This is a genomic window from Flavobacterium glucosi (assembly GCF_048286535.1).
In the GTDB taxonomy this organism is placed as follows: Bacteria; Bacteroidota; Bacteroidia; order Flavobacteriales; family Flavobacteriaceae; genus Flavobacterium.
In genome coordinates this window covers 351894-378663 of the sequence record NZ_JBLVPK010000002.1, presented here as the reverse complement: position 1 = coordinate 378663, position 26770 = coordinate 351894, and the positions used below count along the sequence as shown (strand labels likewise).

27 protein-coding genes are annotated in these 26770 nt (G+C 36.7%); 13 read left to right on the top strand and 14 right to left on the bottom strand.

All coding sequences use genetic code 11. The features are described 5' to 3' along the window. The first annotated feature begins 219 nt into the window (after window positions 1-219). The 6 genes from trhO (at window position 220) to ACNQGD_RS04820 (ending at window position 7379) form a co-directional block, all read left to right on the top strand. Entirely contained in the window at window positions 220-1587 is a 1368-nt protein-coding gene (trhO, locus tag ACNQGD_RS04845; RefSeq protein ID WP_417998492.1) for an oxygen-dependent tRNA uridine(34) hydroxylase TrhO, read from the top strand. Between the two features lie 185 nt (window positions 1588-1772). Next, window positions 1773-3044 carry a PSP1 domain-containing protein gene (locus tag ACNQGD_RS04840; RefSeq protein WP_417992959.1) on the top strand — a complete coding sequence of 424 codons (1272 nt, stop codon included), beginning with the start codon at window positions 1773-1775 and terminating at the stop codon, window positions 3042-3044. Then, window positions 3028-3507, top strand: a complete 480-nt coding sequence (locus ACNQGD_RS04835) for a gliding motility lipoprotein GldH (protein ID WP_417998491.1) — start codon at window positions 3028-3030, stop codon at window positions 3505-3507. Before ACNQGD_RS04840 ends, ACNQGD_RS04835 begins: the two co-directional genes overlap by 17 nt. Before the next feature lie 9 nt (window positions 3508-3516). After that, window positions 3517-5826: a penicillin-binding protein 1A gene (locus ACNQGD_RS04830; RefSeq protein WP_417998490.1), complete on the top strand. Its 2310-nt coding sequence runs from the start codon at window positions 3517-3519 to the stop codon at window positions 5824-5826. 189 nt (window positions 5827-6015) lie between these two features. Next, window positions 6016-6717 (top strand): CoA transferase subunit A, encoded by a 702-nt coding sequence (locus tag ACNQGD_RS04825; protein ID WP_417995672.1) that lies wholly within the window; start codon window positions 6016-6018, stop codon window positions 6715-6717. 2 nt (window positions 6718-6719) lie between these two features. Then, on the top strand, window positions 6720-7379 hold the full coding sequence (locus ACNQGD_RS04820; RefSeq protein ID WP_417992955.1) for a CoA transferase subunit B: 660 nt from the start codon (window positions 6720-6722) through the stop codon (window positions 7377-7379). 116 nt (window positions 7380-7495) lie between these two features. Here the strand turns inward: ACNQGD_RS04820 and ACNQGD_RS04815 are convergent, their stop codons facing one another. The 12 genes from ACNQGD_RS04815 to hemA form a co-directional block, all read right to left on the bottom strand. Beyond that, window positions 7496-8935 carry a nucleoside recognition domain-containing protein gene (locus tag ACNQGD_RS04815; protein WP_417998489.1) on the bottom strand — a complete coding sequence of 480 codons (1440 nt, stop codon included), beginning with the start codon at window positions 8933-8935 and terminating at the stop codon, window positions 7496-7498. Window positions 8936-9037: 102 nt separating this feature from the next. Next, entirely contained in the window at window positions 9038-9751 is a 714-nt protein-coding gene (locus ACNQGD_RS04810) for a 3'-5' exonuclease (RefSeq protein ID WP_417992950.1), read from the bottom strand. A 111-nt stretch (window positions 9752-9862) separates the two neighbouring features. Continuing rightward, the gene (locus ACNQGD_RS04805; RefSeq protein ID WP_417998488.1) at window positions 9863-10333 is read right to left on the bottom strand and encodes a methylated-DNA--[protein]-cysteine S-methyltransferase; all 471 of its coding nucleotides are present in this window, start codon (window positions 10331-10333) and stop codon (window positions 9863-9865) included. Between the two features lie 248 nt (window positions 10334-10581). Continuing rightward, entirely contained in the window at window positions 10582-10968 is a 387-nt protein-coding gene (locus tag ACNQGD_RS04800; protein ID WP_417998487.1) for a c-type cytochrome, read from the bottom strand. Between the two features lie 37 nt (window positions 10969-11005). After that, a complete protein-coding gene (locus ACNQGD_RS04795; protein ID WP_417998486.1) occupies window positions 11006-11515 on the bottom strand; it encodes a DinB family protein in 510 nt (169 codons plus the stop codon). A 2-nt stretch (window positions 11516-11517) separates the two neighbouring features. Continuing rightward, window positions 11518-12510: a porphobilinogen synthase gene (gene hemB, locus ACNQGD_RS04790; RefSeq protein WP_417998485.1), complete on the bottom strand. Its 993-nt coding sequence runs from the start codon at window positions 12508-12510 to the stop codon at window positions 11518-11520. Between the two features lie 110 nt (window positions 12511-12620). Beyond that, a complete protein-coding gene (gene hemF, locus ACNQGD_RS04785; RefSeq protein WP_417998484.1) occupies window positions 12621-13523 on the bottom strand; it encodes an oxygen-dependent coproporphyrinogen oxidase in 903 nt (300 codons plus the stop codon). Continuing rightward, window positions 13523-13903, bottom strand: coding sequence for a hypothetical protein (locus ACNQGD_RS04780; protein WP_417995681.1), 381 nt, complete (start codon window positions 13901-13903; stop codon window positions 13523-13525). The genes hemF and ACNQGD_RS04780 overlap by 1 nt, the downstream gene beginning before the upstream one ends. A 145-nt stretch (window positions 13904-14048) precedes the next feature. Continuing rightward, window positions 14049-15074, bottom strand: coding sequence for a uroporphyrinogen decarboxylase (hemE, locus tag ACNQGD_RS04775; RefSeq protein ID WP_416845867.1), 1026 nt, complete (start codon window positions 15072-15074; stop codon window positions 14049-14051). A gap of 22 nt (window positions 15075-15096) precedes the next feature. Further along, window positions 15097-15780, bottom strand: a complete 684-nt coding sequence (locus ACNQGD_RS04770; RefSeq protein WP_417998483.1) for a uroporphyrinogen-III synthase — start codon at window positions 15778-15780, stop codon at window positions 15097-15099. Next, window positions 15780-16700, bottom strand: a complete 921-nt coding sequence (hemC, locus tag ACNQGD_RS04765) for a hydroxymethylbilane synthase (protein WP_417998635.1) — start codon at window positions 16698-16700, stop codon at window positions 15780-15782. Before hemC ends, ACNQGD_RS04770 begins: the two co-directional genes overlap by 1 nt. Then, the gene (hemA, locus tag ACNQGD_RS04760; protein WP_417998482.1) at window positions 16697-17953 is read right to left on the bottom strand and encodes a glutamyl-tRNA reductase; all 1257 of its coding nucleotides are present in this window, start codon (window positions 17951-17953) and stop codon (window positions 16697-16699) included. Before hemA ends, hemC begins: the two co-directional genes overlap by 4 nt. 228 nt (window positions 17954-18181) lie before the next feature. Here hemA and ACNQGD_RS04755 point away from each other — a divergent pair, with 228 nt between their 5' ends. The 7 genes from ACNQGD_RS04755 (at window position 18182) to ACNQGD_RS04725 (ending at window position 24982) form a co-directional block, all read left to right on the top strand. Further along, the gene (locus ACNQGD_RS04755) at window positions 18182-19057 is read left to right on the top strand and encodes a helix-turn-helix domain-containing protein (protein WP_417998481.1); all 876 of its coding nucleotides are present in this window, start codon (window positions 18182-18184) and stop codon (window positions 19055-19057) included. A 99-nt stretch (window positions 19058-19156) separates the two neighbouring features. After that, on the top strand, window positions 19157-20212 hold the full coding sequence (hemH, locus tag ACNQGD_RS04750) for a ferrochelatase (RefSeq protein ID WP_417995685.1): 1056 nt from the start codon (window positions 19157-19159) through the stop codon (window positions 20210-20212). Beyond that, on the top strand, window positions 20213-21568 hold the full coding sequence (locus ACNQGD_RS04745) for an MATE family efflux transporter (protein ID WP_417998480.1): 1356 nt from the start codon (window positions 20213-20215) through the stop codon (window positions 21566-21568). Then, a complete protein-coding gene (locus tag ACNQGD_RS04740; protein ID WP_417995687.1) occupies window positions 21555-22112 on the top strand; it encodes a CopD family protein in 558 nt (185 codons plus the stop codon). The genes ACNQGD_RS04745 and ACNQGD_RS04740 overlap by 14 nt, the downstream gene beginning before the upstream one ends. 57 nt (window positions 22113-22169) lie before the next feature. Then, window positions 22170-23642 carry a sensor histidine kinase gene (locus ACNQGD_RS04735; RefSeq protein ID WP_417992937.1) on the top strand — a complete coding sequence of 491 codons (1473 nt, stop codon included), beginning with the start codon at window positions 22170-22172 and terminating at the stop codon, window positions 23640-23642. Window positions 23643-23652: 10 nt separating this feature from the next. Beyond that, the gene (locus ACNQGD_RS04730; RefSeq protein ID WP_417998479.1) at window positions 23653-24435 is read left to right on the top strand and encodes an enoyl-CoA hydratase/isomerase family protein; all 783 of its coding nucleotides are present in this window, start codon (window positions 23653-23655) and stop codon (window positions 24433-24435) included. Between the two features lie 148 nt (window positions 24436-24583). Continuing rightward, on the top strand, window positions 24584-24982 hold the full coding sequence (locus ACNQGD_RS04725) for a hypothetical protein (RefSeq protein WP_417998478.1): 399 nt from the start codon (window positions 24584-24586) through the stop codon (window positions 24980-24982). Window positions 24983-25035: 53 nt separating this feature from the next. On the opposite strand, the gene ACNQGD_RS04720 is transcribed toward ACNQGD_RS04725, so the two are convergent. Together ACNQGD_RS04720 and ACNQGD_RS04715 are read right to left on the bottom strand one after the other, a co-directional pair. After that, a complete protein-coding gene (locus tag ACNQGD_RS04720) occupies window positions 25036-25689 on the bottom strand; it encodes an HD domain-containing protein (RefSeq protein ID WP_417998477.1) in 654 nt (217 codons plus the stop codon). A 90-nt stretch (window positions 25690-25779) separates the two neighbouring features. After that, window positions 25780-26769, bottom strand: coding sequence for an acyl-ACP desaturase (locus tag ACNQGD_RS04715; RefSeq protein ID WP_417992933.1), 990 nt, complete (start codon window positions 26767-26769; stop codon window positions 25780-25782). Window position 26770: the final 1 nt, after the last annotated feature.

Below are 26770 nucleotides of genomic sequence, written 5' to 3'. Positions count from 1 at the left end.
AGGAAAGTTTCAAAAGAAACAAAGGTGCTAAGGCATAAAGTTAACAAAAAGCACTATTAATTTAGTGCTTTTTTGTTTTCATTCCTTTCTCCTCTTCCCTTCTTAAACCTTTGCACCTTTGCCTCTTTCTCCCTATGCTTCTTTGAACCTTTGCTCCTCTGAACCTTTTTTCATACTTTTGCAAAAAAATATATTTCTCAACTTAAAACTGTTTATAGCATGCAACTGTATAACACATTAAGCGCAGAGGAAAGAGCCATCATGATTGATGATGCCGGAAAACAACGTCTTACGCTGTCTTTCTATGCTTATGCGCAAATCTCAAATCCAACACAATTTCGTAACGAATTATTTCTGGCGTGGAACTCACTTGAAGTTCTGGGCAGAATTTATGTCGCCAGTGAAGGAATCAACGCTCAGTTATCCTTGCCTGCCGATAATTTTTATGCCTTTAAAGATTCGATTGAAGTCTACGATTTTATGAAAGGAATCCGATTAAATATTGCTGTAGAACAAGACGATCACTCGTTCTTGAAACTCACCGTAAAAGTGCGTGACAAGATTGTGGCTGATGGTTTGGTTGATGAAACTTTTGATGTGACGAATATTGGAATTCATTTAAAAGCGGCGGCATTCAATGAACTTCTGGAAGATCCAAATACGATTGTGGTCGATATGCGAAATCATTACGAATCCGAAATTGGCCATTTTACCAAAGCTATAAAACCAGATGTGGATACATTCCGTGAAAGTTTACCAATCATAGAAGAACAGCTTTCGGAACACAAACAAGATAAAAAACTATTGATGTATTGCACCGGAGGTATTCGCTGCGAAAAAGCCAGTGCTTATTTCAAACACAAAGGTTTTGAAAACGTGTACCAACTGGAAGGTGGAATTATTGAATACACCCGTCAGGTAAAAGCCGAAGGTTTAGAAAGTAAATTCATTGGAAAAAACTTTGTATTTGACCATCGCTTGGGCGAAAGAATTACAGACGATATTGTTTCGCAATGCCACCAATGTGGTGCGCCTTGTGATGTGCATACGAATTGCGTGAATGAAGGCTGTCACTTGCTTTTCATTCAGTGTGACTCTTGCAAAGAAAAAATGGAAGGGTGCTGTTCTGCTGAATGTGTAAGTGTGATTCACTTGCCGGAAGAAGAACAAAAAGCCATTAGACGAGGCATTAAAAACGGAAATAAGATTTTCAAAAAAGGAAAATCAGACGTTTTGACTTTCAAAAACAACGAAGAAACACACGGTGTTTTTGTTGCAGAAAAACCAGCCAGAAGCGTCAGGACTGCAGCTAAAAAAGAACCAAAAGCTAATAAAATTTATATTGGAAAAGGAACGCATTTTTTTCCAAAACCAAGTATTGGTCAGTTTTTAATTGAAGAAAACGAAATCAAAATTGGCGATACCATTTTAATCAAAGGTTCCACAACCGGCGAACAAAAAGTAGTAATCGAAGAAATGCTTGTTAACGATTTAGCACAAGAAAAAGCAGTTTATGGAGACACTTGCACCTTTAAACTGCCGTTCAGAATCCGATTATCTGATAAATTATATAAAATTCTAGATTAAATATTTAGGATAAAATCCTATGAAAAAAACCCATTACAAGCTGATTTGTAATGGGTTTTTTATTGAAAATTTATGATTTATTGGCGCAAATAGGCATTGTTCCATAAAATTAAAAAATACTATCTTTACAAATTAAACGTTTTAAGAACTTAAGTTGTGCTCGTCGCAACACTAGATATAAGATTATGGCATGTACAAGTTGTTCAACTTCTGATGGTGGCGCACCTAAGGGTTGTAAAAATAATGGGACTTGCGGCACCGATAGCTGCAATAAATTAACGGTTTTCGATTGGCTTTCTAATATGAGTTTACCTAATGGCGACGCACCTTTTGACTGTGTTGAAGTACGTTTCAAGAATGGAAGAAAAGAATTTTACCGCAATACTGAGAAATTAACGTTAAGCATTGGTGATATTGTTGCTACTGTTGCTTCTCCAGGTCATGATATAGGAATTGTTACTTTGACCGGAGAATTGGTTAAAATTCAAATGAAGAAAAAAGGAGCGAATTACTTGGGTAATGAAATTCCGAAAATTTATAGAAAAGCATCCCAAAAAGACATTGATATTTGGTCAACCGCCAGAGACAAAGAAGAACCTATGAAAGTTCGTGCTCGTGAATTAGCCATTGCTCAAAAACTGGAAATGAAAATTTCGGATATTGAATTTCAAGGTGACGGATCAAAAGCTACGTTTTACTACACCGCAAATGACCGTATTGACTTTCGTGCGTTAATTAAAGATTTCGCTAAAGAATTCAGTACTCGTATCGAGATGAAACAAGTAGGTTTTCGTCAGGAAGCGGCTCGTTTAGGCGGCATTGGTTCTTGCGGGCGAGAATTGTGTTGTTCTACTTGGTTAACGGATTTTAGAAGTGTAAATACTTCTGCAGCACGTTACCAACAACTGTCTTTGAATCCACAAAAACTGGCAGGACAATGCGGAAAATTAAAATGTTGCTTGAATTATGAGCTGGACACGTACATGGATGCGTTAAAAGATTTCCCGGATTTCGAAACAAAATTGGTAACTGAAAAAGGAGATGCAATTTGCCAAAAACAAGATATTTTCAAAGGATTGATGTGGTTTGCCTATACTAATAATTTTGCTAATTGGCATGTGCTGAAAATTGAACACGTCAAAGAAATTGTTGCCGAAAACAAACTAAAAAATAAAGTTTCTTCGTTAGAAGATTATGCTATCGAGCTAATTGTTGAACCAGAGAAAAACTTCAATAATGCAATGGGTCAGGAAAGCTTAACTCGTTTTGACCAGCCAAAACCAAAGAAAAAAGCAAATAAAAAACGCAAACCAGTTAGTGAAAATGCAATTGTAGCAAATAACAACAAGCCCGCAAATAATAATAATAATAATAATACCCGTCAGACTCCAAATGACAAAAAGCCTGCGGAACCAAGAAAACCAATAATTATTACTAAAAATGTGGATAAAAAATAGCGCTTTACTTCTTTTAGTGGTGATTCTTTTTTCTTCCTGTGATAAAAAAAGAGTTTTTGATGAATATAAATCTGTTGGAAGTGCTTGGCACAAAGACAGCATAGTAACGTTCGATTTACCAGAATTAGACTCCACAAAACGATATAATTTATTTGTGAACTTGAGAGCCAATAACAAGTATCAATACAATAATCTGTTTTTAATTGTAGCCTTGGAATTGCCAAATGGCTTTACAAAAGTGGACACGCTTGAATACCAAATGGCAGATCCGGACGGAACATTATTAGGCGATGGTTTTTCGGACATAAAAGAAAGCAAACTCTTTTACAAGGAAAATGTGCGGTTCAAATCAAAATACAAAGTCTATATCAAACAGGCAGTTAGAGAAAACGGCAAAGTTCCCGGCGTAACGGCTTTAGACGGAATTACAGAAGTAGGTTTTAGAATAGAAAAAAAAGAATAAAATAGTATTATGGCTATCAAAAAAAATAACAATCCAGCAAGAGGTACTGTAAAAGACATTGCGCACTATCAAAAGAAATTTTGGAAAATATTTTTTATAGGCTTGGGTGCAGTCGGTTTATTTTTCTTATTTGCTTCATGGGGGCTTTTCGGTTCGATGCCTTCTTTTGAAGATTTAGAAAATCCAGATTCAAACTTAGCTACTGAAGTCATATCGGCTGACGGAGTAGTTTTAGGTAAATATTTTGAAAAAAACAGGTCTCAATTACGCTATTCAGACTTGCCAAAAAACTTAGTACAAGCACTAATCGCTACTGAAGATGCCCGTTTTTATGAGCACTCCGGTATTGATGGAAGAGGAACTTTGAGAGCTATTTCCAGTTTAGGAACCAGCGGTGGAGCCAGTACGTTAACACAGCAATTGGCCAAACAATTATTTCACGGAGAAGGATCTAAATTTCTGCCTTTTAGAATTGTACAAAAAATAAAGGAATGGATTATCGCTATTCGATTAGAAAGACAATACACTAAAAATGAGATCATTGCCATGTATTGTAATGTATATGATTTTGGAAATAATTCTGTAGGGGTAAGTTCCGCGGCAAAAACCTATTTCTCCAAAGAACCAAAAGATTTAACCATCAGTGAATCGGCTATATTAGTGGGAATGTTTAAAAACTCAGGTTTATATAATCCTATCCGAAACCCTCAAGGAGTAAAAAACCGTAGAAATGTAGTGCTTTTGCAAATGGAAAAGGGGAAAATCATTTCAAATGAAGAGAAAGAAAGACTTCAAAGTTTACCGATCAAATTAAACTTCAAATTAGAAACACATAAAGACGGAACGGCTACCTATTTCAGAGAATATCTGCGTGATTATATGAAAAAATGGGCTGAAGAAAACAAAAAATCGGATGGTTCTGATTATGATATCTACAAAGACGGTCTGAAAATTTACACCACCATTGATTCCAGAATGCAATTGCATGCTGAAGAAGCGGTGACAGCCCATATGGCGAATCTACAAGAAGAGTTTTTCGCTCAATCTAAAGGCAATAAAAACGCGCCTTTTGTCAATATTTCTTCCGTAGAAACACAGCGAATTCTGAATCAGGCCATGAAATCCTCTAACAGATGGGCCGTGATGAAATCACTCGATAAAAGCGATGAAGAAATTATAAAATCGTTTAGCGAAAAAACAGAAATGACCGTATTTTCCTGGAAAGGTGATAGAGACACCATCATGACACCAATGGATTCTATCCGCTATTACAAACACTTTTTACAATCCGGATTGATGGCCATGGAGCCGCAAACCGGTAATATAAAAGCTTGGGTTGGTGGCATCAACTACAAATATTTTCAATACGATCACGTAGGACAAGGTGCCAGACAAGTAGGTTCTACTTTCAAACCATTTGTTTACGCCACTGCTATCGAACAGTTAAACATGTCCCCGTGTGACTCGATTGTTGATGGACCATTCGTAATCAGAAAAGGGCGTCATCATGTTACAGAAGATTGGGAACCTAAAAATTCAGACAATAAATACCGCGGAATGGTAACCTTAAAAAGAGGTTTAGCGAATTCCATAAATACAATATCTGCAAAATTAATTGACAAAGTTGGTCCGGAAGCCGTAATCGATTTAACCCATAAATTAGGGGTAAAATCCGAAATTGTAAACCAACCATCCATTGCATTAGGAGCGGTAGAAATTACAGTCGAAGACATGGTTGCCGCATACAGCACTTTTGCCAACCAAGGCGTATATATGAAACCACAGTTTATCTCAAAAATTGAAGATAAAAGTGGCGTTATCATCTACGAACCAATACCTGAATCGCATGATGTTTTAAACAAAGACATTGCTTATGCAGTGATCAAATTACTGGAAGGGGTAACCGAAGGTGGTTCTGGAGACCGTTTACGCACCACTGGCGGCGGTAACGGAGACAACCGCTGGACCGGTTATCCATATTCGTTTAAAAACCCTATTGCAGGAAAAACAGGTACTACTCAAAACCAGTCTGATGGTTGGTTTATGGGGATGGTACCTAATCTTGTAACTGGAGTTTGGGTAGGCTGTGAGGATCGTTCGGCACGTTTCAAAAGCATTACTTATGGTCAGGGAGCCACAGCCGCATTGCCGGTTTGGGGTTATTTCATGAAACTTTGTTATGCTGATCCAGCCCTTAAAGTCTCTAAGGAAAACTTTGAAAGACCTGCGAATCTTTCTATAAAAGTAGACTGTTACGTTCCTAAAAAAGTAATAGATACGACGGCCGTAGAACAAGATACCGAAGAATTTGAATTATAAAATTTTCATCTGGAGCTAATCCAGCTAACCGCTATATCTTTCTGGTCCTGAAAAAATCAGCACCAGAAAGGATGTCGCTTTTATCTGGGCTAGGGCTTTGGTTCTCTAAATTAAATTCTGTTTTTCTTAGTATTACATGCAGACTTACTTCATCTTTAAATAAAATTCGACAAATAGCAACTCATTTTTATGATTAACAAAAAAGTAAACAACGTTCAGGACGCCCTTCAAGGAATTGAAAACGGGATGACTATCATGCTAGGCGGTTTCGGATTGTGTGGTATTCCAGAAAATTCCATCTCCGAATTAGTAAAAAAAGAAACTACGGATTTAACCTGTATTTCAAACAATGCGGGTGTTGATGATTTTGGTCTTGGATTGCTTTTGCAAAAGCGTCAAATCAAAAAAATGATTTCTTCCTACGTAGGAGAAAATGCTGAATTTGAGCGCCAAATGCTTTCCGGAGAACTCGAAGTGGATCTTATTCCACAAGGAACTTTAGCAGAGCGTTGTCGTGCTGCACAAGCAGGAATCCCCGCTTTTTTTACACCTGCCGGTTATGGAACTGAAGTAGCCCAAGGCAAAGAAGTCCGCGAATTCAATGGAAAAATGCATGTTATGGAACACGCTTTCAAAGCTGATTTTGCCATCGTAAAAGCGTGGAAAGGGGACGAAGCCGGAAACTTAATTTTCAAAGGAACCGCAAGAAACTTCAATCCATGTATGGCTGGAGCAGCAAAGATCACCATTGCCGAAGTAGAAGAATTATTGCCTGCAGGAAGTTTAGATCCAAATGAAATTCATATTCCGGGCATACTGGTTAATAGAATTTTTCAAGGTGCTAAATATGAAAAAAGAATTGAACAAAGAACCGTGAGAAAAATTTTCTAATTATGGCTTTAGATAAAAATCAAATTGCAAAACGCATTGCAAAAGAATTAAAACACAACTATTACGTCAATCTCGGAATCGGAATCCCAACCTTAGTGGCTAATTATGTTCCAGAAGGAATTGACGTTGAATTTCAAAGCGAAAACGGAATTCTCGGTATGGGTCCCTTCCCTTTTGAAGGCGATGAAGACGCTGATTTAATCAACGCAGGAAAACAAACCATCACTACTTTGCCCGGAGCCAGTTTCTTTGACTCGGCATTCAGTTTTGGAATGATTCGTGGACAACATGTTGACTTAACAATCCTTGGTGCCATGGAAGTTGCCGAAAACGGTGATATAGCCAACTGGAAAATTCCTGGTAAAATGGTCAAAGGAATGGGAGGCGCAATGGATTTAGTGGCTTCGGCCGAAAATATTATTGTTGCTATGATGCATGTTAATAAAGCCGGAGAATCCAAAATACTTAAAAAATGTACCTTACCATTAACGGGGGTCGGTTGCGTTAAAAAAGTAGTAACCGAATTAGCGGTTTTAGAAATAACTCCACAGGGTTTCAAATTATTAGAACGCGCACCAGGTGTAACCGTGGCACATATCATCGCTTCTACTGAAGCTGATTTAATTATTGAAGGTGACGTTCCTGAGATGGAAATTGATTAACACCTCCGCTTAAAATGCACAAAAACCACAATCCCAGATAGTACTGAGATTGTGGTTTTTTTATGCTTCGATTTGCGTTTCCACCCAAAAACTAAATCACGTTAAAATTTATATTTTTAGAAAAACCAAGTCGCCACAAAAATAGCCGTAATCACACAAATCAAATCGACTATAAGCATTGTTCCTAATGCGTAACGCGTGTTTTTAATGTTTACAGAACCAAAATAAACAGCTATCACATAAAAAGTACTTTCGGCACTACATTGAAAAATACTACTCAATCTTGCCGTTAACGAATCGGGACCAAAAGTGTTCATAGAATCAATCAAAAACCCTCTTGATCCGGCAGAACTAAAGGGACGAAGCAACGCAACCGGTAAAGCATCTGTAATTTCTTTACTTACGCCCATATTAGAAAAAATGAAAGCGATCCAATTGCTAATAATTTCAAATAGACCACTGTTTCTAAACAGAGAAATGGCTACTAACATGCCCAATACATAAGGAAAAATAGTCACTCCGGTTTTTACACCATTATTAGCTCCCACTACAAAACTTTCAAAAACTGTAGTAGATGCTTCAGTAAATTTTTTCTCATGGAAAAACGAAAAAATCAAGGTAAAAGCAATAATTCCAATTAATATTAAAGCAGAAAGATTAGAAGTAAAATAGTTTTTTCCAATTAAATCCAAATGATTTACATACATCAACAAACCCACAATTGCAGCTATTAATGTCATCAATACAATCACCAAAGAAGCACTTTTGAAATTGATTTTTTGTTTGATTCCAACAATTAAAAAGGCTGCAATCGTACCGATAAAAGAAGTGATGATACAAGGCAGCATCACATCAGCAGGATTACTCGCATTAGCCGCAGCACGATATCCTATAATAGAAGTTGCGATCAAAGTAAGACCCGAAGCATGCAAACACATAAACATAATTTGTGCATCACTCGCCTTATCTTTCTCTGGATTTATTTCTTGTAAACTTTCCATAGCTTTTAAACCAAAAGGAGTTGCAGCGGAATCTAATCCTAAGAAATTAGCTGCAAAATTTAAAGTCATATAAGAAATAGAAGGATGGTTTTTAGGAATACTCGGAAACACTTTTACAAAAACGGGACTCAATGCTTTAGCTAATTTTCCAGAGGCTCCGGAGATGATTAAAAGTTCCATCAATCCACAGAAAAAAGCCAAATAGGCCATCAGCGGAAGGACTAAATCTAGTAAAGTACTTTTACACGTTGGCAATAAACCATCTGATTTTTGAACACCACTGTAAATTTTTACGGTTTTGTTTTTAAAAACATAGGTAGTATCCGCATTTAGCGTGTCCCTATTGATAATCATGGTTTGTTCTGGTGCTTTTTTGATGCTGTCTTTAATAAAGGCAGGAAGTTCTTCGGCAAATTTCTCCGAAACCAGAATTGGATCATCTTTCTTTCCGTTCAAAACGTGGTCAATGGTATAACTGTCTCCCGAAAACAAACTAAACACTACAAATACAATTGCTGAAATAAAAATGACCAACCAAAATCTACTCAATACCATAATCTATAATTTTTGTAAATGTAATTATTTAAGCATACAAAGCACCAAAAATTCAAACACAGATTGCACGGATTTACGCAGATTAAATCTGAGTTCCTTCATCTATACATGAATAATTTCGTCCTCAATCAACAATTCTTCCCTGCGTAATCTCAGGAAAATCTGTGCTACGGCGATCGTGTCTTTTTCACAATAGGTTACAATGCGGTCAATATCTTTTTCTACATAAAAAACATGTCCTACTTGACTGCCGTCGATATCGCCTTTTGGAGAAGGGATTCCAAGGACTTTACACATTAATTTTAAAGAAGTAAAATGCTTGTAATCGCCAAATTTCCACAATTCCAACGTATCCAAATGTGGAATTTCCCATGGTTTTTTTCCAAATAAATTCAGCTTATTAGGAATGGCAATTTGGTTGATAATCATGCGTCGGGCGAGGAACGGAATATCGAATTCCTTGGCATTGTGCCCACATAAAACATGTTGCGGCTGGTTGAAATGAGTGTTCAGCAAATTATTAAAATCCAACAATATTTTCTTTTCTTCACCAAAAAAAGAAGTCACCCTAAAATTCCGAATATCGCCTTTGATAGTAAAATAACCCACGGAGATACAAACGATTTTCCCAAACTCGGCCCAAATTCCCGCTCGGTCATAAAAATCCTCAGGCGTGTATTCGTCTTTGCGCTGGTATTGGGTTTTATGCTCCCAAAGGTCTTTCATTTCAGCATCTAGTGCATTAAAATCTTCGGCTTCTGGAACGGTTTCTATGTCAAGAAACAGGATGTTATTGAGGTTTATTTTTTCTATCATATTTTAGATTTTGTTAGACTCCTTAGATTTTTTAGACTGGCTTATAAATTTGATTGGACTTACTTAAACTCCTTTTTTATCTAACTTGTCTAACTATCTAAGAAGTCACTTTTAAAACAAACTTTGTTGTGTCGTTGGATTCTCATGTTCTAATAACCATTTTTTTCGCCACAAACCACCAGCATATCCTGTCAATGAACCATCTGTTCCAATGACTCTGTGACACGGAATGACAATCCAAAGCGGATTTTTCCCGTTGGCAGAAGCAACGGCTCGAATGGCTTTGACATCGCCCAAAATTTTGGATTGTTCGAGATAGGTTCTGGTTTTCCCATAAGGAATGTCCAATAAAGATTTCCAGACTTTTTGTTGGAATTCAGTACCTTTTGGATTGAGTGCAAAGTCAAAATCGATTCTCTTGCCTTCAAAATAATCGTTAAGTTGAGTAACAGATTCTTGCAAAACAGTTGGAATTGCGTTTGAAACTTCGCCCGCATCGGAAACTGAAATTTGGGAAATTCCATTTTTATCGCCTGTTATTGTGGCAATTCCCAAAGGTGTTTTGATGTGTACTGTTTCCATATTTTAAAGATATAAAAATTACCCACATTGTTCCTAAAGAAGCAACAAAGTTCAGGAATAAATATGCTCAAAATGTTTTGAACATAAAAAAACCATTCGCAGAGACGAATGGTTCTTGTATTTTAGCCCCGATAGCAGCGGCATCTCCCGATTTAGAAAAACAAGGCTTTTTAGCCGTAGTTTTTGTTTATCGGGAATATAGCGTAGAGCGGGATTAGCTCCAGATACTGAAACAAGTTCAGTATAAATTATTTCAAATTTGAATATACGTAAGCTTCTAAGGCTTTCAATTCCTCATCAGACATGGCTTTGGTAACAACGAAGTTTGTTTTCATTACTTCATATTGGCTTGGGTCAACAATAGGCTCACCTTCGCCTTTTAAAAACGTTACGATACTTGCGTTTTTATCTTTATAAATCTTAGCAATATCTTGCAGACTAGGTCCTATCACTTTCTTGTCTACTTGATGACAAGTAACACAATTTCCTTTTCCTTTGAAAATTTCTTCTCCTAATTCCTCTGGAGTTTGCGCAACTTCTTCTGTAGTAGTTGGGTATAAAGGTTCTTTTTTGACTTCTTCTTTTTTACAAGAAGCTAAGGCTAAAACGGCAAATAAAAACAACGTCTTTCTCATGTTAATTTGTTTAATTATAAGTATCTAAATTGCAAAATTACCAACCAATATACTTGGGAGGTTGAATTCCATTCAGGTTCAAATATACTAAAATTTGCGCTCTGTGATGGGTAACATGATCTTGCATCAAGTTGAGTATTTGTAATTTTGATTTTGGACCAGCAAAAAAATCTACTTTTTGGGACAGTTCAATATCATTGGTTTTTGCTACAAATGTCTTTGCTTTATCAAAAGAGGCTTTTATTTCTTGAATCATTTGGGCTTTTGAAAGTCCTTTTACCGCTTCTTTTTTTACATATTTCTCTCCCGAAAAATGCGTTGTGCCCAACCAATTCATATTGTCTTGTATGTGAAATAATTGTTCTCTAAACGACATTTCACGTTCAATAGGCTTGTAATCGTATTTATCTTCCGGCATAGCTTCTGCAGCGGCTACTAAATAATCTTTGGAATTATCCCATTTCTCAATGAAAGTGGAAACCACCTCAACTTGTGCAAAAATGCTATTGGAAAGCAATAAAACAGCGATTATTAAACATTTTTTCATTTCTATTTGTTTAAAAGTATCGCAGCTTCTTTAGCAAAATAAGTCGAAATTAAACTGGCTCCAGCGCGTTTGATGCACATTAATTGCTCCATCATGATTTTGTCATGGTCCAACCAACCTCTTTCGGCAGCGGCTTTAATCATCGCATATTCTCCCGAAACCTGGTATACGGTTACCGGAACATTTACCGCATTTTTAACCTCACGGACGATGTCTAAATAGGCAATTCCTGGTTTTACCATAACCATGTCGGCGCCTTCTTCTACATCCCACAACGCTTCTTTGATGGCTTCGATGCGATTGGCATAATCCATTTGGTATGTTTTTTTATCTGTAGGGATATTTTCGCTATCCACTGGCGCACTATCTAATGCATCACGGAACGGTCCATAAAAAGCAGAAGCGTATTTTGCCGAATAACTCATAATACCTACATTATGAAATCCGGCAGCATCAAGACCTTCACGCAAACGCAACACGCGTCCGTCCATCATATCCGATGGCGCTACAAAATCGGCTCCGGCTTGCGCATGAGAAACGGCCATTTTTACCAAAGCATCATTAGTCGGATCATTGGCTAAATCGCCGTTTGCAATAATTCCGTCGTGGCCATAAATTGAATACGGATCCAATGCTACGTCTGGCATTACAATCATTTCCGGACAAGCTGTTTTAATGGCACGAATGGCGTTTTGCATTAATCCGTTTGGATTCCAAGCTTCCATGCCTGTATTGTCTTTTAGATTCTCGCTTACTTTTACATAAATATTGACCGCACGAATGCCTAAATCGAATAGTTCACGTATTTCTTTTACTGTTAAATCGAGCGAACGACGAAATATTCCTGGCATAGAAGGAATAGCGACCTCTACATTTTCGCCTTCTGCGATGAACATTGGGAACATAAAATCTGATGGACTTAATGTCGTTTCACGAACTAAACTTCTTATAGATTCGTTCGTTCTTAATCTTCTGCCTCTGTGTAATGGGAACATATTGTTTTCGTTTAAAGTTAAACTTTAATTTATTTTTTTAACCATTAAGAAATTAAGGTTCATTAAGGTTTTAAACTTAATTTTCCTTAATTTCTTAATGGTTTAACTATTTAAATCCAATTTTTTGGATTTTCTAAAACGTTGACTAATTTTTCTTCTTCGCTGCCGGCTTCTGCGTGATGATCGTATACCCATTGCACGTGTGGCGGTAAACTCATCAGGATACTTTCGATTCTTCCGTTGGTTTTTAGACCAAACAAAGTTCCTTTGTCATGAACTAAATTGAACTCTACATAACGACCGCGGCGGATTTCCTGCCACGTTCTTTGCTCTGGATTATAGGGTAAATCTTTTCTTTTTTCTACAATTGGAACATACGCTTCGAGGAAACTATTGCCCACTTCTGAAACGTAATTGAACCAATCTTGCATACTCATCTCTGGAGTTGCTTTGCAATAATCGAAAAACAACCCGCCAATACCGCGGGCTTCATTGCGATGCGCATTCCAGAAATAGGCATCACATTGTTTCTTATATTTTGGATAAAACTCCGGATTGTGTTTGTCACAAGCGGTTTTACACGTTTGATGAAAATGGACTGCATCTTCTTCAAACAGATAATACGGTGTTAAATCCTGTCCACCACCAAACCATTGCTGGATTACATTTCCGTTGTCATCGTACATTTCGAAATAACGCCAGTTGGCGTGAACGGTTGGCACCATGGGATTTACTGGATGTAAAACTAAACTTAATCCACAGGCAAAAAAATCAGCCTCGCCTACATTAAACATCTTTTGCATCGCTTCCGGTAATTTCCCGTGAACTGCCGAAATATTGACACCGCCTTTTTCGAAAACTTTGCCGTTTTCAATCACGCGGGTTCTTCCACCGCCACCTTCCGGTCTTTGCCAAAGGTCTTCCCGGAATTTGGCCTGACCTTCAACGGCTTCCAATCCTTTACAGATTTGGTCTTGCAGGTTTTGTATGTATTGGTAAAATTGTTCTTTCATTATAAATTTGCTTTTGCAACCGCAATTTTACTATTAATTCCAAAAGAAAAAACCTTGCTTTCCTGCTGAATGTAATTGTAAATCGCAATTGCTTTTTGAGAAAAATCAAACGGATTCTCTTTTGAACTTTTAACCAAAAAATCGGCAAATTGCTCCAACTGATGCCAGTCCAAATGGCAACGCAATAAATGCGTAATTAAATCCTTTTCATTACAATCAATCAGACTTTGAATGTTTAATCCAAAGTCTTTCAATTGATCTTCTATATTTATTTTATCTTCTAAATCCCAAAACTTAGGCACAAAAACGATTGAAAGCAAGGTCTTTAGCACATTGTCTATTCTAATACTTTCCTGGTCTCGTAATCCTTTGTTTAGCATTGTTTAATTATTCATTATTCAACGGATTAAAATCCGTTGCTACAAAACACGCCGTTCCTATGGAACTTTTACGAACTTCTGAGAGCCATCGGCTCGGTACATTTGGTAAGGCTGGACTTTAATCCAGTTTTCTGAAAAATGTATACTACTGATTGTATTCTTTCACTGCGTCAATAAACGCTTTCGCGTGATCCACAGGAATATTTGGTAAAATTCCGTGACCTAAATTCACGATGTATTTGTCTTTTCCGAATTCGTCAATCATTTCATGTACCATTTTCTTAATCACTGGAATTGGAGATAATAATCTAGATGGATCAAAATTTCCTTGTAACGTAATGTTTCCTCCTGACAAGTATCGTGCATTTCTTGGCGAACAGGTCCAATCCACACCAAGTGCCGAAGCTCTACTTTTCCCCATTTCATTTAATGCAAACCAACATCCTTTTCCAAAAACAATTACCGGTGCATCATCGGCTAAAGCTTCAATGATTTGGTTGATGTATTTCCATGAAAATTCCTGATAATCCACCGGAGAAAGCATTCCGCCCCATGAGTCAAAAATTTGAACGGCGTTTACTCCTGCTTTTACTTTTTCTTTTAAATATAAAATCGTGGTATCGGTAATTTTTTGCAATAAAACATGCGCTGCTTCTGGATGTTGGAAACAAAATCCTTTGGCCATGTCAAAACTTTTAGAACCTTTACCTTCAACGGCGTAACACATAATTGTCCATGGAGAACCTGCGAAACCAATTAATGGTACCTCATCATTCAACATTTCTTTGGTCAATTTGATCGCGTCAAAAACATACCCTAATGTTTCATGAACATCCGGAACAATTACTTTCTCCACATCCTGAATCGTACGAATAGGATTTGGTAAAAACGGACCAAAATTTTCTTTCATCAACACCTCAATCCCCATGGCCTGTGGAATTACCAAGATATCCGAAAACAAAATCGCAGCATCCGGAGCAATTCTTCGTATTGGTTGTACGGTTATTTCAGCAGCTAATTCTGGCGTTTGACAACGTGTAAAAAAATCATATTTATCACGCAAAGCAATAAATTCAGGTAAATATCTTCCCGCTTGACGCATCATCCAAACTGGTGGACGTTGTACAGTTTCTCCTTTTAGTGCTCTTAAAAATAGGTCGTTTTTGATCATGTATTTGAATTTTAGCAGATTGCTAGATGCTTTCCGGTGTATAATATTCAATAACTTCCTCAATCACCTCTTCAATCGTTGGTGTTTCGGCAATTACTATGTTTTTAATTTTCTTTGTTTCTAATGCTGATGCTGTAGTAGTGCCTACACAAAAACAAACTTCATTCTTGATTTTATTATTTGTCAAATAACTTTCAACGGCAGATGGGCTAAAAAACATGATTCCGTCAAAATTCTCTTGGTCTGATATTTTAAAAGGTGCCAATGTTGTTTGATACACTTCGATTTCATTAAAAGTTATACCGGCACTTTTTAAGGCTTCAGGCAACGTTTCCTTACGCAAATTTCCGCTCAAAAAAGTATAACTTTCCTTATTGTAAATTAAAGTGATTATTTCGGCTAATTCAGAGGCGTAATCCAAATACACATCAACCGTAAAGCCATGCAATTCCAGTAATTCTTTGGTTTTGATCCCTACACAAAAAACAGGTTTCGTCTTTAAAACTTCCCAACCGTTTTGTTCCATCAAACTTAAAACAGCATTTTGGCTACTAAAAATTAAATTGTTGTTGATGGTCTTCAGTTCAAAAAGGTTATTTTTTATTTCGATAAAATCTTGTTCTAAAAGATCAAAATTAGCATCAATAAATACTTGCCTTTGTTCTGCCGACAATGTTTTGGTAGATAAAATACTTGTTTGGCTCATTATTTCTTCAAATTATTTTTAATTTCTCTCATCAGTTCTGCTCCGCCATTCTCTATAATTTCTTTGGCACAATAAAATCCTAATTTTTTCCATTCTTGCATCGGAACCGTTTTTTCGATTTCGATTTTTTGCTTTCCATCGATAGAAAAAAGGACTCCTTTAAACCAAATATCATCTTCTACAAAAACTGCTAAAGCCCCTATTGGTGCCGTACAACCGCCTTCGAGTGTTTTTAAAAACTGTCTTTCGATATGCGTACATACTTCGGTATCAATATCATTCAATTCAGAAACGGCTTCTCTGCAAAAATCATCATTTGCCATAGCAACAATTACCATAGCGCCTTGAGCCGGTGCTGGAATCATCCAATCCAAATCGATATAATTAGAAGGTTTCAAGTTGATTCTTTCCAGTCCTGCTGCCGCAAAAACAGCTCCGTTCCAGTCATTATCCTGTAGTTTTTGCATTCTTGTATTCACGTTTCCACGCAAATCGACAACTTTATGATCGGGATATTTATTCCACCACTGGGCTTGGCGGCGGAGACTTCCCGTTGCAATAGTTCCATTTCCATTTAGAAAATCAAGGTTTCCTTTATGCACTAAAATATCTAAAGTAGTAGCTCTTTCTAGAACAGCTGCTTGCACTATTCCTATTGGTAAAGCTGTAGGAACATCTTTCATCGAATGCACCGCTATATCAACCTGACCATTGATCATGGCGATATCCAGTGTTTTAGTGAAAATTCCTGTGATTCCTAATTCGTAAAGTGGTTTGTCGAGAAGAATATCTCCTTGTGATTTTACCGCTATGATTTCGGTTTTGTATCCTAAATCGTTTAATCTTTTTTCGACGGTGTGGGCTTGCCAAAGCGCGAGTTCACTATCGCGGGTTCCTATGCGTATGGTTTTATTCATTATTTTGTAGTCACTCCAATTTTAAAAACTTTTTCAATCCATTCGATACTTTCGTCTACCATAGTGTCATCATCTTTCAAATGATTGGCAAAGTGTGTCGTTATTTTTTGAATAATTCTGTTACTGATAATCTCCGCTTGCTCTTCATTGAAATTTGAAATTTTCTTACTTTGAAAATCCAATTCAGATGTTTTTATCGCATTCAACTTTGCTTTTAACGCATTGATTGTAGGCGCAAATTTTCTGCCTTTGGTCCACGTAATAAATTCTTCTTTTATTTCTTCAATGATTGCTTCTGCTGCAGGAATGTGTTTTTTTCTGTTTTCTAAAGTTTCGTCTGTTAGTTGCGACAAATAATCCATGTGAATTAGCGTAACATCTTCAATTTCTTCCACATCTTCATGCACGTTTTTCGGAATCGATAAATCCAAAATCAGTAACGGTTTCTTCAAATTCAGAATTGCTTTATCAACCGTAGGGTTTTGAGCGCCAGTAGCCACAACAACAACATCCGCTTTTTGCAGTTCAAGATGCAACTCTGAATAATCTTTTACGATTAGATTCAATTTACCGGCTAATTTCTCTGCTTTTTCTTTGGTTCTGTTAATTAGCGTAATGTGTTCGTTTTTAGTATGTTTCACTAAATTTTCACACGTATTTCTACCAATTTTACCCGTACCAAATAAAAGAATATTTTTATTTCCAATGTCTTGCACATTGTTGATAATGTAGCGAACTGCGGCAAAAGAAACCGAAGTCGCTCCAGAGCTAATCTCTGTATCAGTTTTTATTTTTTTACTTGCTTGTATTACGGCATTGACCAATCGTTCCATAAAAGCATTGGCTAAACCCAACGATTTTGACTGTGAAAAGGAATTTCTTATTTGGGCAATAATTTCAAAATCACCCAGAATCTGACTGTCTAAACCGGTTCCTACACGAAACAAATGACTAATCGCTTCTTGGTTTTTATAAACAAAACCTACCTTTTGAAATGATTCAACAGATCCTTGACTATTCTCACAAATTAATTTGATTAATTGAAATGGATGTTCTGCATAGCCGTAAATTTCAGTACGGTTGCAGGTAGACGTGACTATTAAACTCTCTATTCCTTCATTCTTAGCTTGTTCCAGTAAACGCGTTTTTGCAGCGGCATCTAAACTAAACTTCCCTCTAATCTCAGCATCTGCTTTTTTATAGCTCAATCCAACCGCGTAAAAATAGTGATGCTTTGATGTGTTATTGTTTTCCATATTTGCACTTTTCCAGAAAGTGGCACAAAATTATCACTATAGTATTTATAAAAGTAACGCTAGAAGTTCTTTTTGTATCGCTAAGTGATTTTTTAGTTCTAATTGCTTATTTTATTGTAAAAAATTCTATTTTTGTAGTGAAATCAAGTTGTTTGAATAACCTTATTTAGAATTATTATAAATAAAAAAGTCTGACAAATATCATTTTCATCTTAAAAAAATATCGCTATGGGTTCTCAGGAAATTATAAAAATTGAAGATGATTTTACGCTCATTCGTTTTCAAAATGACGGCATCGATTCCTTTAATGCGCAACGAGAAGTGGGTAGTGGTTTGATTCAGTTTCACTTTGGAATCAAAGGAAAAGCCAAATTCATCTTCAATCAGGGTAATTATGCTTTGGAATTAAAAGAAGAAAAATCATTGCTTTTATACAATCCTCAGAAAGAATTGCCTTTAAATCTGGAGTTAGCACCAAATTCCTGGGTGATTTCTGTGATTATATCTATCAAAAAATTTCATGCCTTGTTTTCGACAGAAGCGGATTATATCACTTTTTTAAGTGCTGACAATAAAGACAAAAAATATTACAACGAAGGAAATATTAGTCCGTCTATGGCAATTGTTTTGTCGCAATTGTTTCATTACAGCTTGCATCCGTCCATAAAAAACCTGTATTACAAAGGAAAAGGATATGAATTATTGAGTTTGTATTTCAACCGAACTGAAGATCCAAATGCAGAACAATGTCCGTTTCTAATTGACGAAGATAATGTAATGAAGATTAAAAAAGCTAAAGAAATCATCATTGCCAACATGGCCGAACCGCCCGGATTACAGGAATTGGCGGATGAAATAGGTTTGAATCTTAAGAAACTAAAAATGGGTTTCAAACAAATTTACGGTGATACCGTTTATGGGTTTCTGTTTGACTACAAAATGGATTTTTCCCGAAAATTACTCGACAGCGGTTCTTATAATGTGAATGAAGTAGGACTCAAAATTGGGTACAGTACCGGAAGTCATTTTATAGCGGCTTTCAAAAAGAAATTTGCCACCACGCCAAAGAAATATTTGATGTCGATAAATTCAAATATGCAGTAAACAATTGATTTCTTATATTAAACAATAAATAAAAAATAGTTAATCGCAATTAATAAAAAAGTAAGTTTAATTACTTTTGTACCAACAAAAAAAGATAACATGAAAGGTGTATTATTAGTAAATCTTGGTTCTCCGGAAAGTCCCACTCCAAAAGACGTAAAGCCCTATTTAGATGAATTTTTAATGGACAAATACGTAATTGACGTTCCGTTTTTGTTACGAGCATTATTAGTTCGCGGGATAATTTTACAAACAAGACCTAAAAAATCTGCCGCCGCTTACGCAAAAATATGGTGGGACGAAGGTTCTCCTCTTGTGGTGATTTCGAAAAGAATGCACGCCAAAGTGAAGCAATTAGTTGACATTCCGGTTTCCTTAGCGATGCGTTATGGAAATCCATCTTTATTGTCTGGTTTGCAAGAATTGCATGATAAAGGTGTGAATGAAGTGTTGCTTTTTCCATTGTATCCACAACATGCAATGGCTTCTACGACTACCATTCTGGTACTGGCCGAAGAATTGCGTAAAAAACACTTTCCGGAAATGAAATTTACCATCGTTCCCGCATTTTATAACAAACCGGATTATTTAAAAAACCTTGCCGATTCTATCAAAGGCCATTTAGAAGGTTTTGATTACGATCACTTATTATTTTCGTACCACGGAATTCCGGAGCGTCACATTCGCAAGACGGACATTACCAAATCACATTGTAAAATTGACGGTTCTTGTTGCAACACGCCATCGCCTGCACATGAGTTTTGTTACCGCCACCAATGTTACGAAACGACCAAACAAGTCGTAAAATTACTGGGGATTCCAGAAGGAAAATACAGCCAGACCTTTCAATCGCGCTTAGCGGGAGACAAATGGTTGACACCTTACACGGATGTAGAAGTAAACAAAATGCCGGAAAAAGGAATTAAGAAACTTGCTGTTGTGACACCTGCGTTCGTATCGGATTGTTTGGAGACTTTGGAAGAAATTGCCATGGAAGCCAATCATGAATTTAAAGTTCATGGAGGCGAAGAATTTTTAGCAGTACCCTGCTTAAATGACAGTGACGATTGGTGTAAAACAGTAAGTAATTGGATTACTAATTGGTCAAACGTCTCTTCATCCGTTAACGTTGACTCCGAAAAAATAACCGCTTAAATGGCTGTTACCGCCGATGAGTTAGGAACCCAAGATATCAAAAAACTCTTGATAAAGCAAGCAGTTCCTTCGTCTATTGGTATTTTATTCATGTCGGTTAATATTTTAATTGACACCATTTTTGTGGGGCAATGGATTGGTTCTTTGGCCATTGCGGCGGTAACCGTAGTTTTGCCCATCACCTTTTTGATTTCTTCTTTGGGAATGGCGATTGGTGTGGGCGGAGGTTCTGTACTTTCCAGAGCATTGGGAGCGAATCACAAAGAAAAAGCATTGCATACTTTTGGCAATCAAATCATAATGACCTTTTTATTGGCATCTGTTTTTGTGCTATTTGGTCTTTTTTTCAGCGACGAAATGCTGATGCTTTTTGGTGCGAAAGGAGCCATAATGAAACCCGCAAAAGAATTTTTTATTCCCATAATTATAAGCGTTCCGTTTTTAGCCCTTTGTATGATGGGCAACAACGTGATTCGGGCCGAAGGCAAAGCAAAATTTGCGATGGTCGCCATGATTATCCCCGCTTTTATCAATATTTTACTAGATATTATTTTTATAAAATACCTGAATTTAGGAATGTTTGGCGCTGCTTTGGCTACAGCTATATCCTATTTCACGTGTTTCTTATTTGTGTTTTGGTTTTTTTATTTTAAAAGTGAACTACAACTAAAAGCCAGACATTTCAAATTCAACATTCCTATCGTAAAGGAAATAACCGAATTGAGTTTTGTGACTTTTTCAAGACAAGGAGTCGTGAGCATTTTAGCGATAATCCTGAATCATACTTTATATACTTATGGCGGCGAACATTCCGTTGCCATTTATGGAATTATAAGCCGAATGTTGATGTTTGCCTTGTTTCCAATTCTGGGAATTACGCAAGGATTTCTGCCAATTGCCGGTTTTAATTACGGTGCCGGAAATTATGAAAGAGTCAAAGAAAGTGTGCTGCTTTCGATAAAATACGCCGCCTTTTTAGCCACCGTTATTTTTGTGGTTATTCTAATTTTTGCCAAACCTATCGTTGCTGTTTTTACTACAGACCCACTCGTAATTGATCAAACTCCAGAAGCGTTGCGTTGGGTTTTTGCGGCTTCGCCAATCATAGCCGTTCAGTTAATTGGTGCGGCTTATTTTCAAGCGGCGGGAAAGGCAAAAAAAGCATTGCTTTTGACCTTAAGTAAACAAGGATTTTTCCTGATTCCGTTAGTGCTAATTCTACCAAATTTTTTAGGTATTTTTGGAGTGTGGATTGCATTCCCAATTGCCGATATTTTATCAACACTATTGACTGGCTATTTTCTAAAAAAAGAAATGAATACAAAACTGATTCAAACTACCGATGGAATACTATAATTACCTTAAATCCTTACACCTCATCTTTGTAATTACATGGTTTGCAGGATTATTTTACATTGTGCGCTTGTTCGTTTACCAAATTGAAGCAGCACAAAAACCCTCACCAGAGAAAGAAATATTACAAAAACAATACAAAATAATGACCTATCGCTTGTGGTACATTATCTCTTGGCCATCAGCCGTTTTAGCCAGCATATTTGCTTTTTGGATGTTATTTTTTACTGATTTAGGACGTTCTTGGTTGCAAATGCCTTGGATGCACGTAAAACTTGGCTTTGTATTTGTGTTATATTTATACCATGGAAAATGCCATCAAATATTCAAACAATTACAAAATGACGAAATAAAATATTCCACAAATTTCATGCGATTGTGGAACGAGGGCGCTACAATTATCCTTTTTGCAGTGGTTTTCTTAGTAATATTAAAAAATGCTGTCAACTGGATTTACGGTGTAATTGGAATATTTCTATTTTCTATTTTAATTATGCTTGGGTTTAAATTTTATAAAAAAATCAGAGAGAAAAATAGTGGTCAGTAATCCGTAATCAGTTGCGAAGCTGGATACTGAAAATCTGAATACTGAATACCGAACACTATGTTAAAAAGCTTCAAAATATCAATGCTTTCGTTACGAATCAGGATTTTCCTTTCGATGATTGTATTGATAGTAATGGCTTCCGTTTTATTGGCTTCCATTTCTATTTTTCAATTTAAAAATGAAGCCAAAGAATACCACCAAGAACGACTGGAACGCAATGAAAATGCCGTAAAAGAACATATCAATTATGTGCTTTCTACAACAACTTATCCTTTAAATTCCAATAATTTAGATTTAATTTTTAAAGATAAAATTCACGAATTAGCCCACATTCATAACATTGAAATTAACATTTACAGTCTGGACGGAAAACTGCTCAAATCCTCTAAAGAATCATTTTCTGTCGATAAGGTAGCTCCGCCAATTCCTAAATACATTTTAAAACTGGTTCGTTCTTCGATTGAAAAAAGATACGTGGACATTAAAACTATTGATGGCAAAAAGAACCGTTCCGCTTTCAGCCAGATCAAAGACGACAAATTTAAACCGTTGGGAATTTTAAACTTGCCTTACGTAGAAGACGACGGCTACTATGAAAACGAATTAAAAAGTTTTCTAATTCGCCTGGGTCAAGTATATTCCTTTATGCTTATCGTTGCGTTTGCATTGGCCTATTTCCTTTCTTCCTACATTACAAAATCATTAAAGACAATCTCAGATAAGTTAAGTGAGACGAGTTTGAACCAAAAAAATGAGAAAATTGTTCTGGAAGCCAGCAGCAAAGAAATTAATCTTTTGATAAAAGCCTACAACGGAATGGTGGATGAACTGGAGAAAAGTGCAATCAAACTGGCACAAAGCGAACGTGAAGAGGCTTGGCGCGAAATGGCGAAACAGGTGGCGCATGAAATCAAGAATCCGCTTACGCCAATGCGCTTAACGGTGCAGAGTTTTCAGCGGAAATTTGACCCGACTGATCCCAATGTGAAGCAGAAAATGAACGACTACTCCGAAACTTTAATCCAACAAATCGATACCATGAGTGCGGTGGCTTCGGCTTTTTCGAATTTTGCATCGATGCCGGCACAGCAAAATGAAACCTTGAATGTGGTGGAAGTAGTAGAACTTGCAATGGATATTTTCAACGAAGAATACATTGAATTTCACCGTGATTCTCCAGAAATTATTTCGAAAATTGACCGAACACAGCTCATTCGAATCATCACAAATTTAGCAAAGAATGCCATTCAGTCCATTCCGGAACAGCAGGAAAACAAGTCCATCATTGTGTCCGTAAAAAAAGAACTAAACAACGTTCTAATTACCGTTGCCGATAACGGAATCGGGATTCAGCCCAAAGACATCGACCGTATATTCGAACCAAAATTCACCACTAAAAGTAGCGGAATGGGACTTGGTCTCGGTATTATAAAAAACATTATCGAAAATTATAAAGGAACGATTACCTTTGAAACTGAATTTGGAAAAGGAACTACTTTTATTGTCTCACTCCCAATAATTAACTCTTAAAATTACAATTATGAATTACGAAAACATTTTAATTGCAACTGAAAACAACATCGCGACCATTACTATTAATCGTCCGACGAAACTAAATGCTTTGAATGTTGCTACCATTTCTGATTTGAACAAAGCGTTCAAAACATTAGGAAAGAATGACGAAATTCGGGTTATAATTCTAACTGGAAGTGGTGAAAAAGCATTTGTAGCCGGGGCTGATATTTCAGAATTTGCTCATTTTTCGATTGAAGAAGGAACACAATTGGCGGCAGAAGGACAAGAAAAATTATTTGATTTTATAGAGAATTTAAAAACTCCAGTAATTGCAGCAGTCAATGGTTTTGCATTGGGTGGGGGATTAGAACTGGCAATGGCGTGTCATTTCAGGGTGGCTTCAGAAAATGCAAAAATGGGATTACCTGAAGTTTCATTGGGTGTGATTCCGGGTTATGGAGGAACACAGCGTTTACCACAATTGATAGGAAAGGGGCGTGCGATGGAAATGATTATGACTGCAGGAATGGTAACGGCGCAGGACGCTTACAGAACCGGACTGGTGAATCACGTAGTACCAGAAGCGGAACTTTTAGATTACTGTGTGAGTGTGGCCAATAAAATAATCAAGAATTCTCCGTACGCTATTGGCAAAGCCATAAAAGCAGTCAATGCTAATTTCAAAGAAGGAAAAAATGGCTATGAAGCCGAAATAAAAGCCTTTGGAAAATGTTTTGGAACCGAAGATTTTAAAGAAGGAACAACAGCTTTTTTAGAGAAAAGAAAAGCAGTGTTTACTGGGAAATAAGAATAAAAGAGAGCCATGTTGGTTCTCTTTTTAGTTTACAAGTGATTCCTTTTTAAATAATCTTTCCTCAAAAACGGATTGTTTGCTTTACAACACTTAATTTTGCAGACCCGTTTGGGAATATAACACACCATTTAAAATTAAACTTATGTCCTTCCAACCTGTATTTGTACTTTTCTGGGAAAAGGTAAAAGAAAGTATCGAAAACCATACCTACGCCAAATTAACACTTGCCAAAACCATTGGTGATACAGAACTGAAAAATATTTATGTGCGTCCCGTTTTACTGGAAAATGACGTTTTTAGTCTTTCGGTAACGGCGCGTTACAAAACCGAAGAAATAGAAAGTTTTCATACGCTTGACGAGGCTTTTATTATATTAGCTCCGTATATGAACAACCCTTTTTTGACCGCTTTGTTATTTACTACAGAGAATGACATCACCTTTAAACTCAATAAAAAAAGAGTGGGAACCATTATTGAGCAAGCGCCCACTTTTAAAAACGCCTCTGATGTGATTCTGGAAATGAAAGCGAAAGGAATTTAAAAAACAATTTGCATGGTAGAGAGGCACTGCAGTGCCTCTCTACAACACAAAACCTATTTCTCCCCTTCCCATTCCGCATAAAACTGCGCCAGAAATCCTTCCATGTAACGGTGTCGTTCTTGTGCAATTTGTTTTCCGGTCTCGGTATTCATCTTATCTTTCAAAAGCAATAACTTTTCGTAAAAATGATTGAGCGTAGGAGAATCGTTCTTCTTGTACTCCTCCTTGGTCATGCTGGAATTTGGAGCGATTTTAGGGTCGTAAAGCGTTCTGTTTTTAAATCCACCATAGTTGAATGTCCTTGCAATTCCAATGGCGCCAATCGCGTCTAAACGATCTGCATCCTGAACCACATCCAATTCTATGGAGGAAAATTTCTTTTCAAAATTACCGCCTTTGTATGAGATGTTTTCAATGATATTAACCACATGAGCGATAATTTCTTCATCAACATTTTCTGATTCCAAAAATGCTCTGGCTATTCTTGGCCCAACAGTTTCGTCACCATCGTGAAACTTACTGTCGGCAATATCATGAAGCAAAGCGCCAAGTTTGACAACAGTGGCATCACAAACTTCATTTTTTGAAATCAGCACCGCATTTTTAAACACTCTTTCGATATGAAACCAGTCGTGTCCGCCTTCGGCATTTTCTAGTTTTTCTTTTACAAAAAGAATCGTTTTGTTTATTACATCAGGGTTTGTCATTGTTTATATACTTTTAAAAAAAATGTTGAATTTCAAAGTTCTCCAACTTCAAAATTCAACATCTTCATTCTTTATTTAGAACTCAAAAAACTATCGTGCTAAAGCTGGCTCCACCCATTTGAAGATATGCGACTCTTGAGGGATTACCATTCTTTCTGAAATTTTAGCCATTCTTCCCGGTAATTTCATTAAATAATCGCGGGCTTTTTCTGCTTCATCTGTCAAACCGGAGATCTTATCGATTTCCCATTTGTCAATTAATTTTTGCATAATATCCACATAATCTGCGGCAGTATACACTCCAATTCGTTGTGCTGAGTCAGAAAACTGTTCGAAAGCAGTACTTATTTTTTCACCGGATTCTCTCAAGAAATGTGCCGGCATAACAATTTTTGCTTTCATCATGTATTGAAAAGCAAGCATCATTTCGCTAGGGTCTAATTGAAAAATACGGGTTACAAATTCGCTATAGGCATGGTGATGACGCATTTCGTCACCAGCAATCATTTTACACATTTTAGACAATTTGTTATCCCCATATTTCTTAGCCATTTGCGCCACTCTGTTGTGCGAAACATAAGTTGCTAATTCTTGAAAACTGGTATACACAAAATTTTTGTAGGGATCTCTTCCGGTTCCAATATCAAAACCGTCGTTGATCAGGTGTTGCGTGGTCATCTCTACTTCTCGCATGTTGACACGACCTGATAAATACAAATATTTATTAAGCATATCACCATGACGATTTTCCTCACCAGTCCACTGTCTGATCCATTTAGACCAACCGTTACGCTCTACATTATCAATTCCTTCTACGTCCATTAACCAGGATTCGTAAGTAGGTAAAGCTTCCTCAGTAATGGTATCCCCTACTAAAGTCACCCAGAAATCATACGGTAATTCCTTTGCAATTTCACGTAATTCTTTGACCTCATCAAAAAAAGTATCACTTTGGGAATTAGGCAAAAAATCTGTGGGTTGCCATATTTTCTCCACTGGAATTAAATACTGATCGACAAAGCTGTCTACGTTTTTTTCTAAAAACTGCATTACTTCTAATCGAATGTTTTTTATTGACATT

What these genes read in the sequence shown, in the direction of transcription:
- trhO (WP_417998492.1), top strand. Translation starts at nt 220, where the DNA reads ATGCAACTGTATAACACATTAAGCGCAGAGGAAAGAGCCATCATGATT.
- ACNQGD_RS04840 (WP_417992959.1), top strand. Translation starts at nt 1,773, where the DNA reads ATGGCATGTACAAGTTGTTCAACTTCTGATGGTGGCGCACCTAAGGGT.
- ACNQGD_RS04835 (WP_417998491.1), top strand. Translation starts at nt 3,028, where the DNA reads ATGTGGATAAAAAATAGCGCTTTACTTCTTTTAGTGGTGATTCTTTTT.
- ACNQGD_RS04830 (WP_417998490.1), top strand. Translation starts at nt 3,517, where the DNA reads ATGGCTATCAAAAAAAATAACAATCCAGCAAGAGGTACTGTAAAAGAC.
- ACNQGD_RS04825 (WP_417995672.1), top strand. Translation starts at nt 6,016, where the DNA reads ATGATTAACAAAAAAGTAAACAACGTTCAGGACGCCCTTCAAGGAATT.
- ACNQGD_RS04820 (WP_417992955.1), top strand. Translation starts at nt 6,720, where the DNA reads ATGGCTTTAGATAAAAATCAAATTGCAAAACGCATTGCAAAAGAATTA.
- ACNQGD_RS04815 (WP_417998489.1), bottom strand. Translation starts at nt 8,935, where the DNA reads ATGGTATTGAGTAGATTTTGGTTGGTCATTTTTATTTCAGCAATTGTA.
- ACNQGD_RS04810 (WP_417992950.1), bottom strand. Translation starts at nt 9,751, where the DNA reads ATGATAGAAAAAATAAACCTCAATAACATCCTGTTTCTTGACATAGAA.
- ACNQGD_RS04805 (WP_417998488.1), bottom strand. Translation starts at nt 10,333, where the DNA reads ATGGAAACAGTACACATCAAAACACCTTTGGGAATTGCCACAATAACA.
- ACNQGD_RS04800 (WP_417998487.1), bottom strand. Translation starts at nt 10,968, where the DNA reads ATGAGAAAGACGTTGTTTTTATTTGCCGTTTTAGCCTTAGCTTCTTGT.
- ACNQGD_RS04795 (WP_417998486.1), bottom strand. Translation starts at nt 11,515, where the DNA reads ATGAAAAAATGTTTAATAATCGCTGTTTTATTGCTTTCCAATAGCATT.
- hemB (WP_417998485.1), bottom strand. Translation starts at nt 12,510, where the DNA reads ATGTTCCCATTACACAGAGGCAGAAGATTAAGAACGAACGAATCTATA.
- hemF (WP_417998484.1), bottom strand. Translation starts at nt 13,523, where the DNA reads ATGAAAGAACAATTTTACCAATACATACAAAACCTGCAAGACCAAATC.
- ACNQGD_RS04780 (WP_417995681.1), bottom strand. Translation starts at nt 13,903, where the DNA reads ATGCTAAACAAAGGATTACGAGACCAGGAAAGTATTAGAATAGACAAT.
- hemE (WP_416845867.1), bottom strand. Translation starts at nt 15,074, where the DNA reads ATGATCAAAAACGACCTATTTTTAAGAGCACTAAAAGGAGAAACTGTA.
- ACNQGD_RS04770 (WP_417998483.1), bottom strand. Translation starts at nt 15,780, where the DNA reads ATGAGCCAAACAAGTATTTTATCTACCAAAACATTGTCGGCAGAACAA.
- hemA (WP_417998482.1), bottom strand. Translation starts at nt 17,953, where the DNA reads ATGGAAAACAATAACACATCAAAGCATCACTATTTTTACGCGGTTGGA.
- ACNQGD_RS04755 (WP_417998481.1), top strand. Translation starts at nt 18,182, where the DNA reads ATGGGTTCTCAGGAAATTATAAAAATTGAAGATGATTTTACGCTCATT.
- hemH (WP_417995685.1), top strand. Translation starts at nt 19,157, where the DNA reads ATGAAAGGTGTATTATTAGTAAATCTTGGTTCTCCGGAAAGTCCCACT.
- ACNQGD_RS04745 (WP_417998480.1), top strand. Translation starts at nt 20,213, where the DNA reads ATGGCTGTTACCGCCGATGAGTTAGGAACCCAAGATATCAAAAAACTC.
- ACNQGD_RS04740 (WP_417995687.1), top strand. Translation starts at nt 21,555, where the DNA reads ATGGAATACTATAATTACCTTAAATCCTTACACCTCATCTTTGTAATT.
- ACNQGD_RS04735 (WP_417992937.1), top strand. Translation starts at nt 22,170, where the DNA reads ATGTTAAAAAGCTTCAAAATATCAATGCTTTCGTTACGAATCAGGATT.
- ACNQGD_RS04730 (WP_417998479.1), top strand. Translation starts at nt 23,653, where the DNA reads ATGAATTACGAAAACATTTTAATTGCAACTGAAAACAACATCGCGACC.
- ACNQGD_RS04725 (WP_417998478.1), top strand. Translation starts at nt 24,584, where the DNA reads ATGTCCTTCCAACCTGTATTTGTACTTTTCTGGGAAAAGGTAAAAGAA.
- ACNQGD_RS04720 (WP_417998477.1), bottom strand. Translation starts at nt 25,689, where the DNA reads ATGACAAACCCTGATGTAATAAACAAAACGATTCTTTTTGTAAAAGAA.
- ACNQGD_RS04715 (WP_417992933.1), bottom strand. Translation starts at nt 26,769, where the DNA reads ATGTCAATAAAAAACATTCGATTAGAAGTAATGCAGTTTTTAGAAAAA.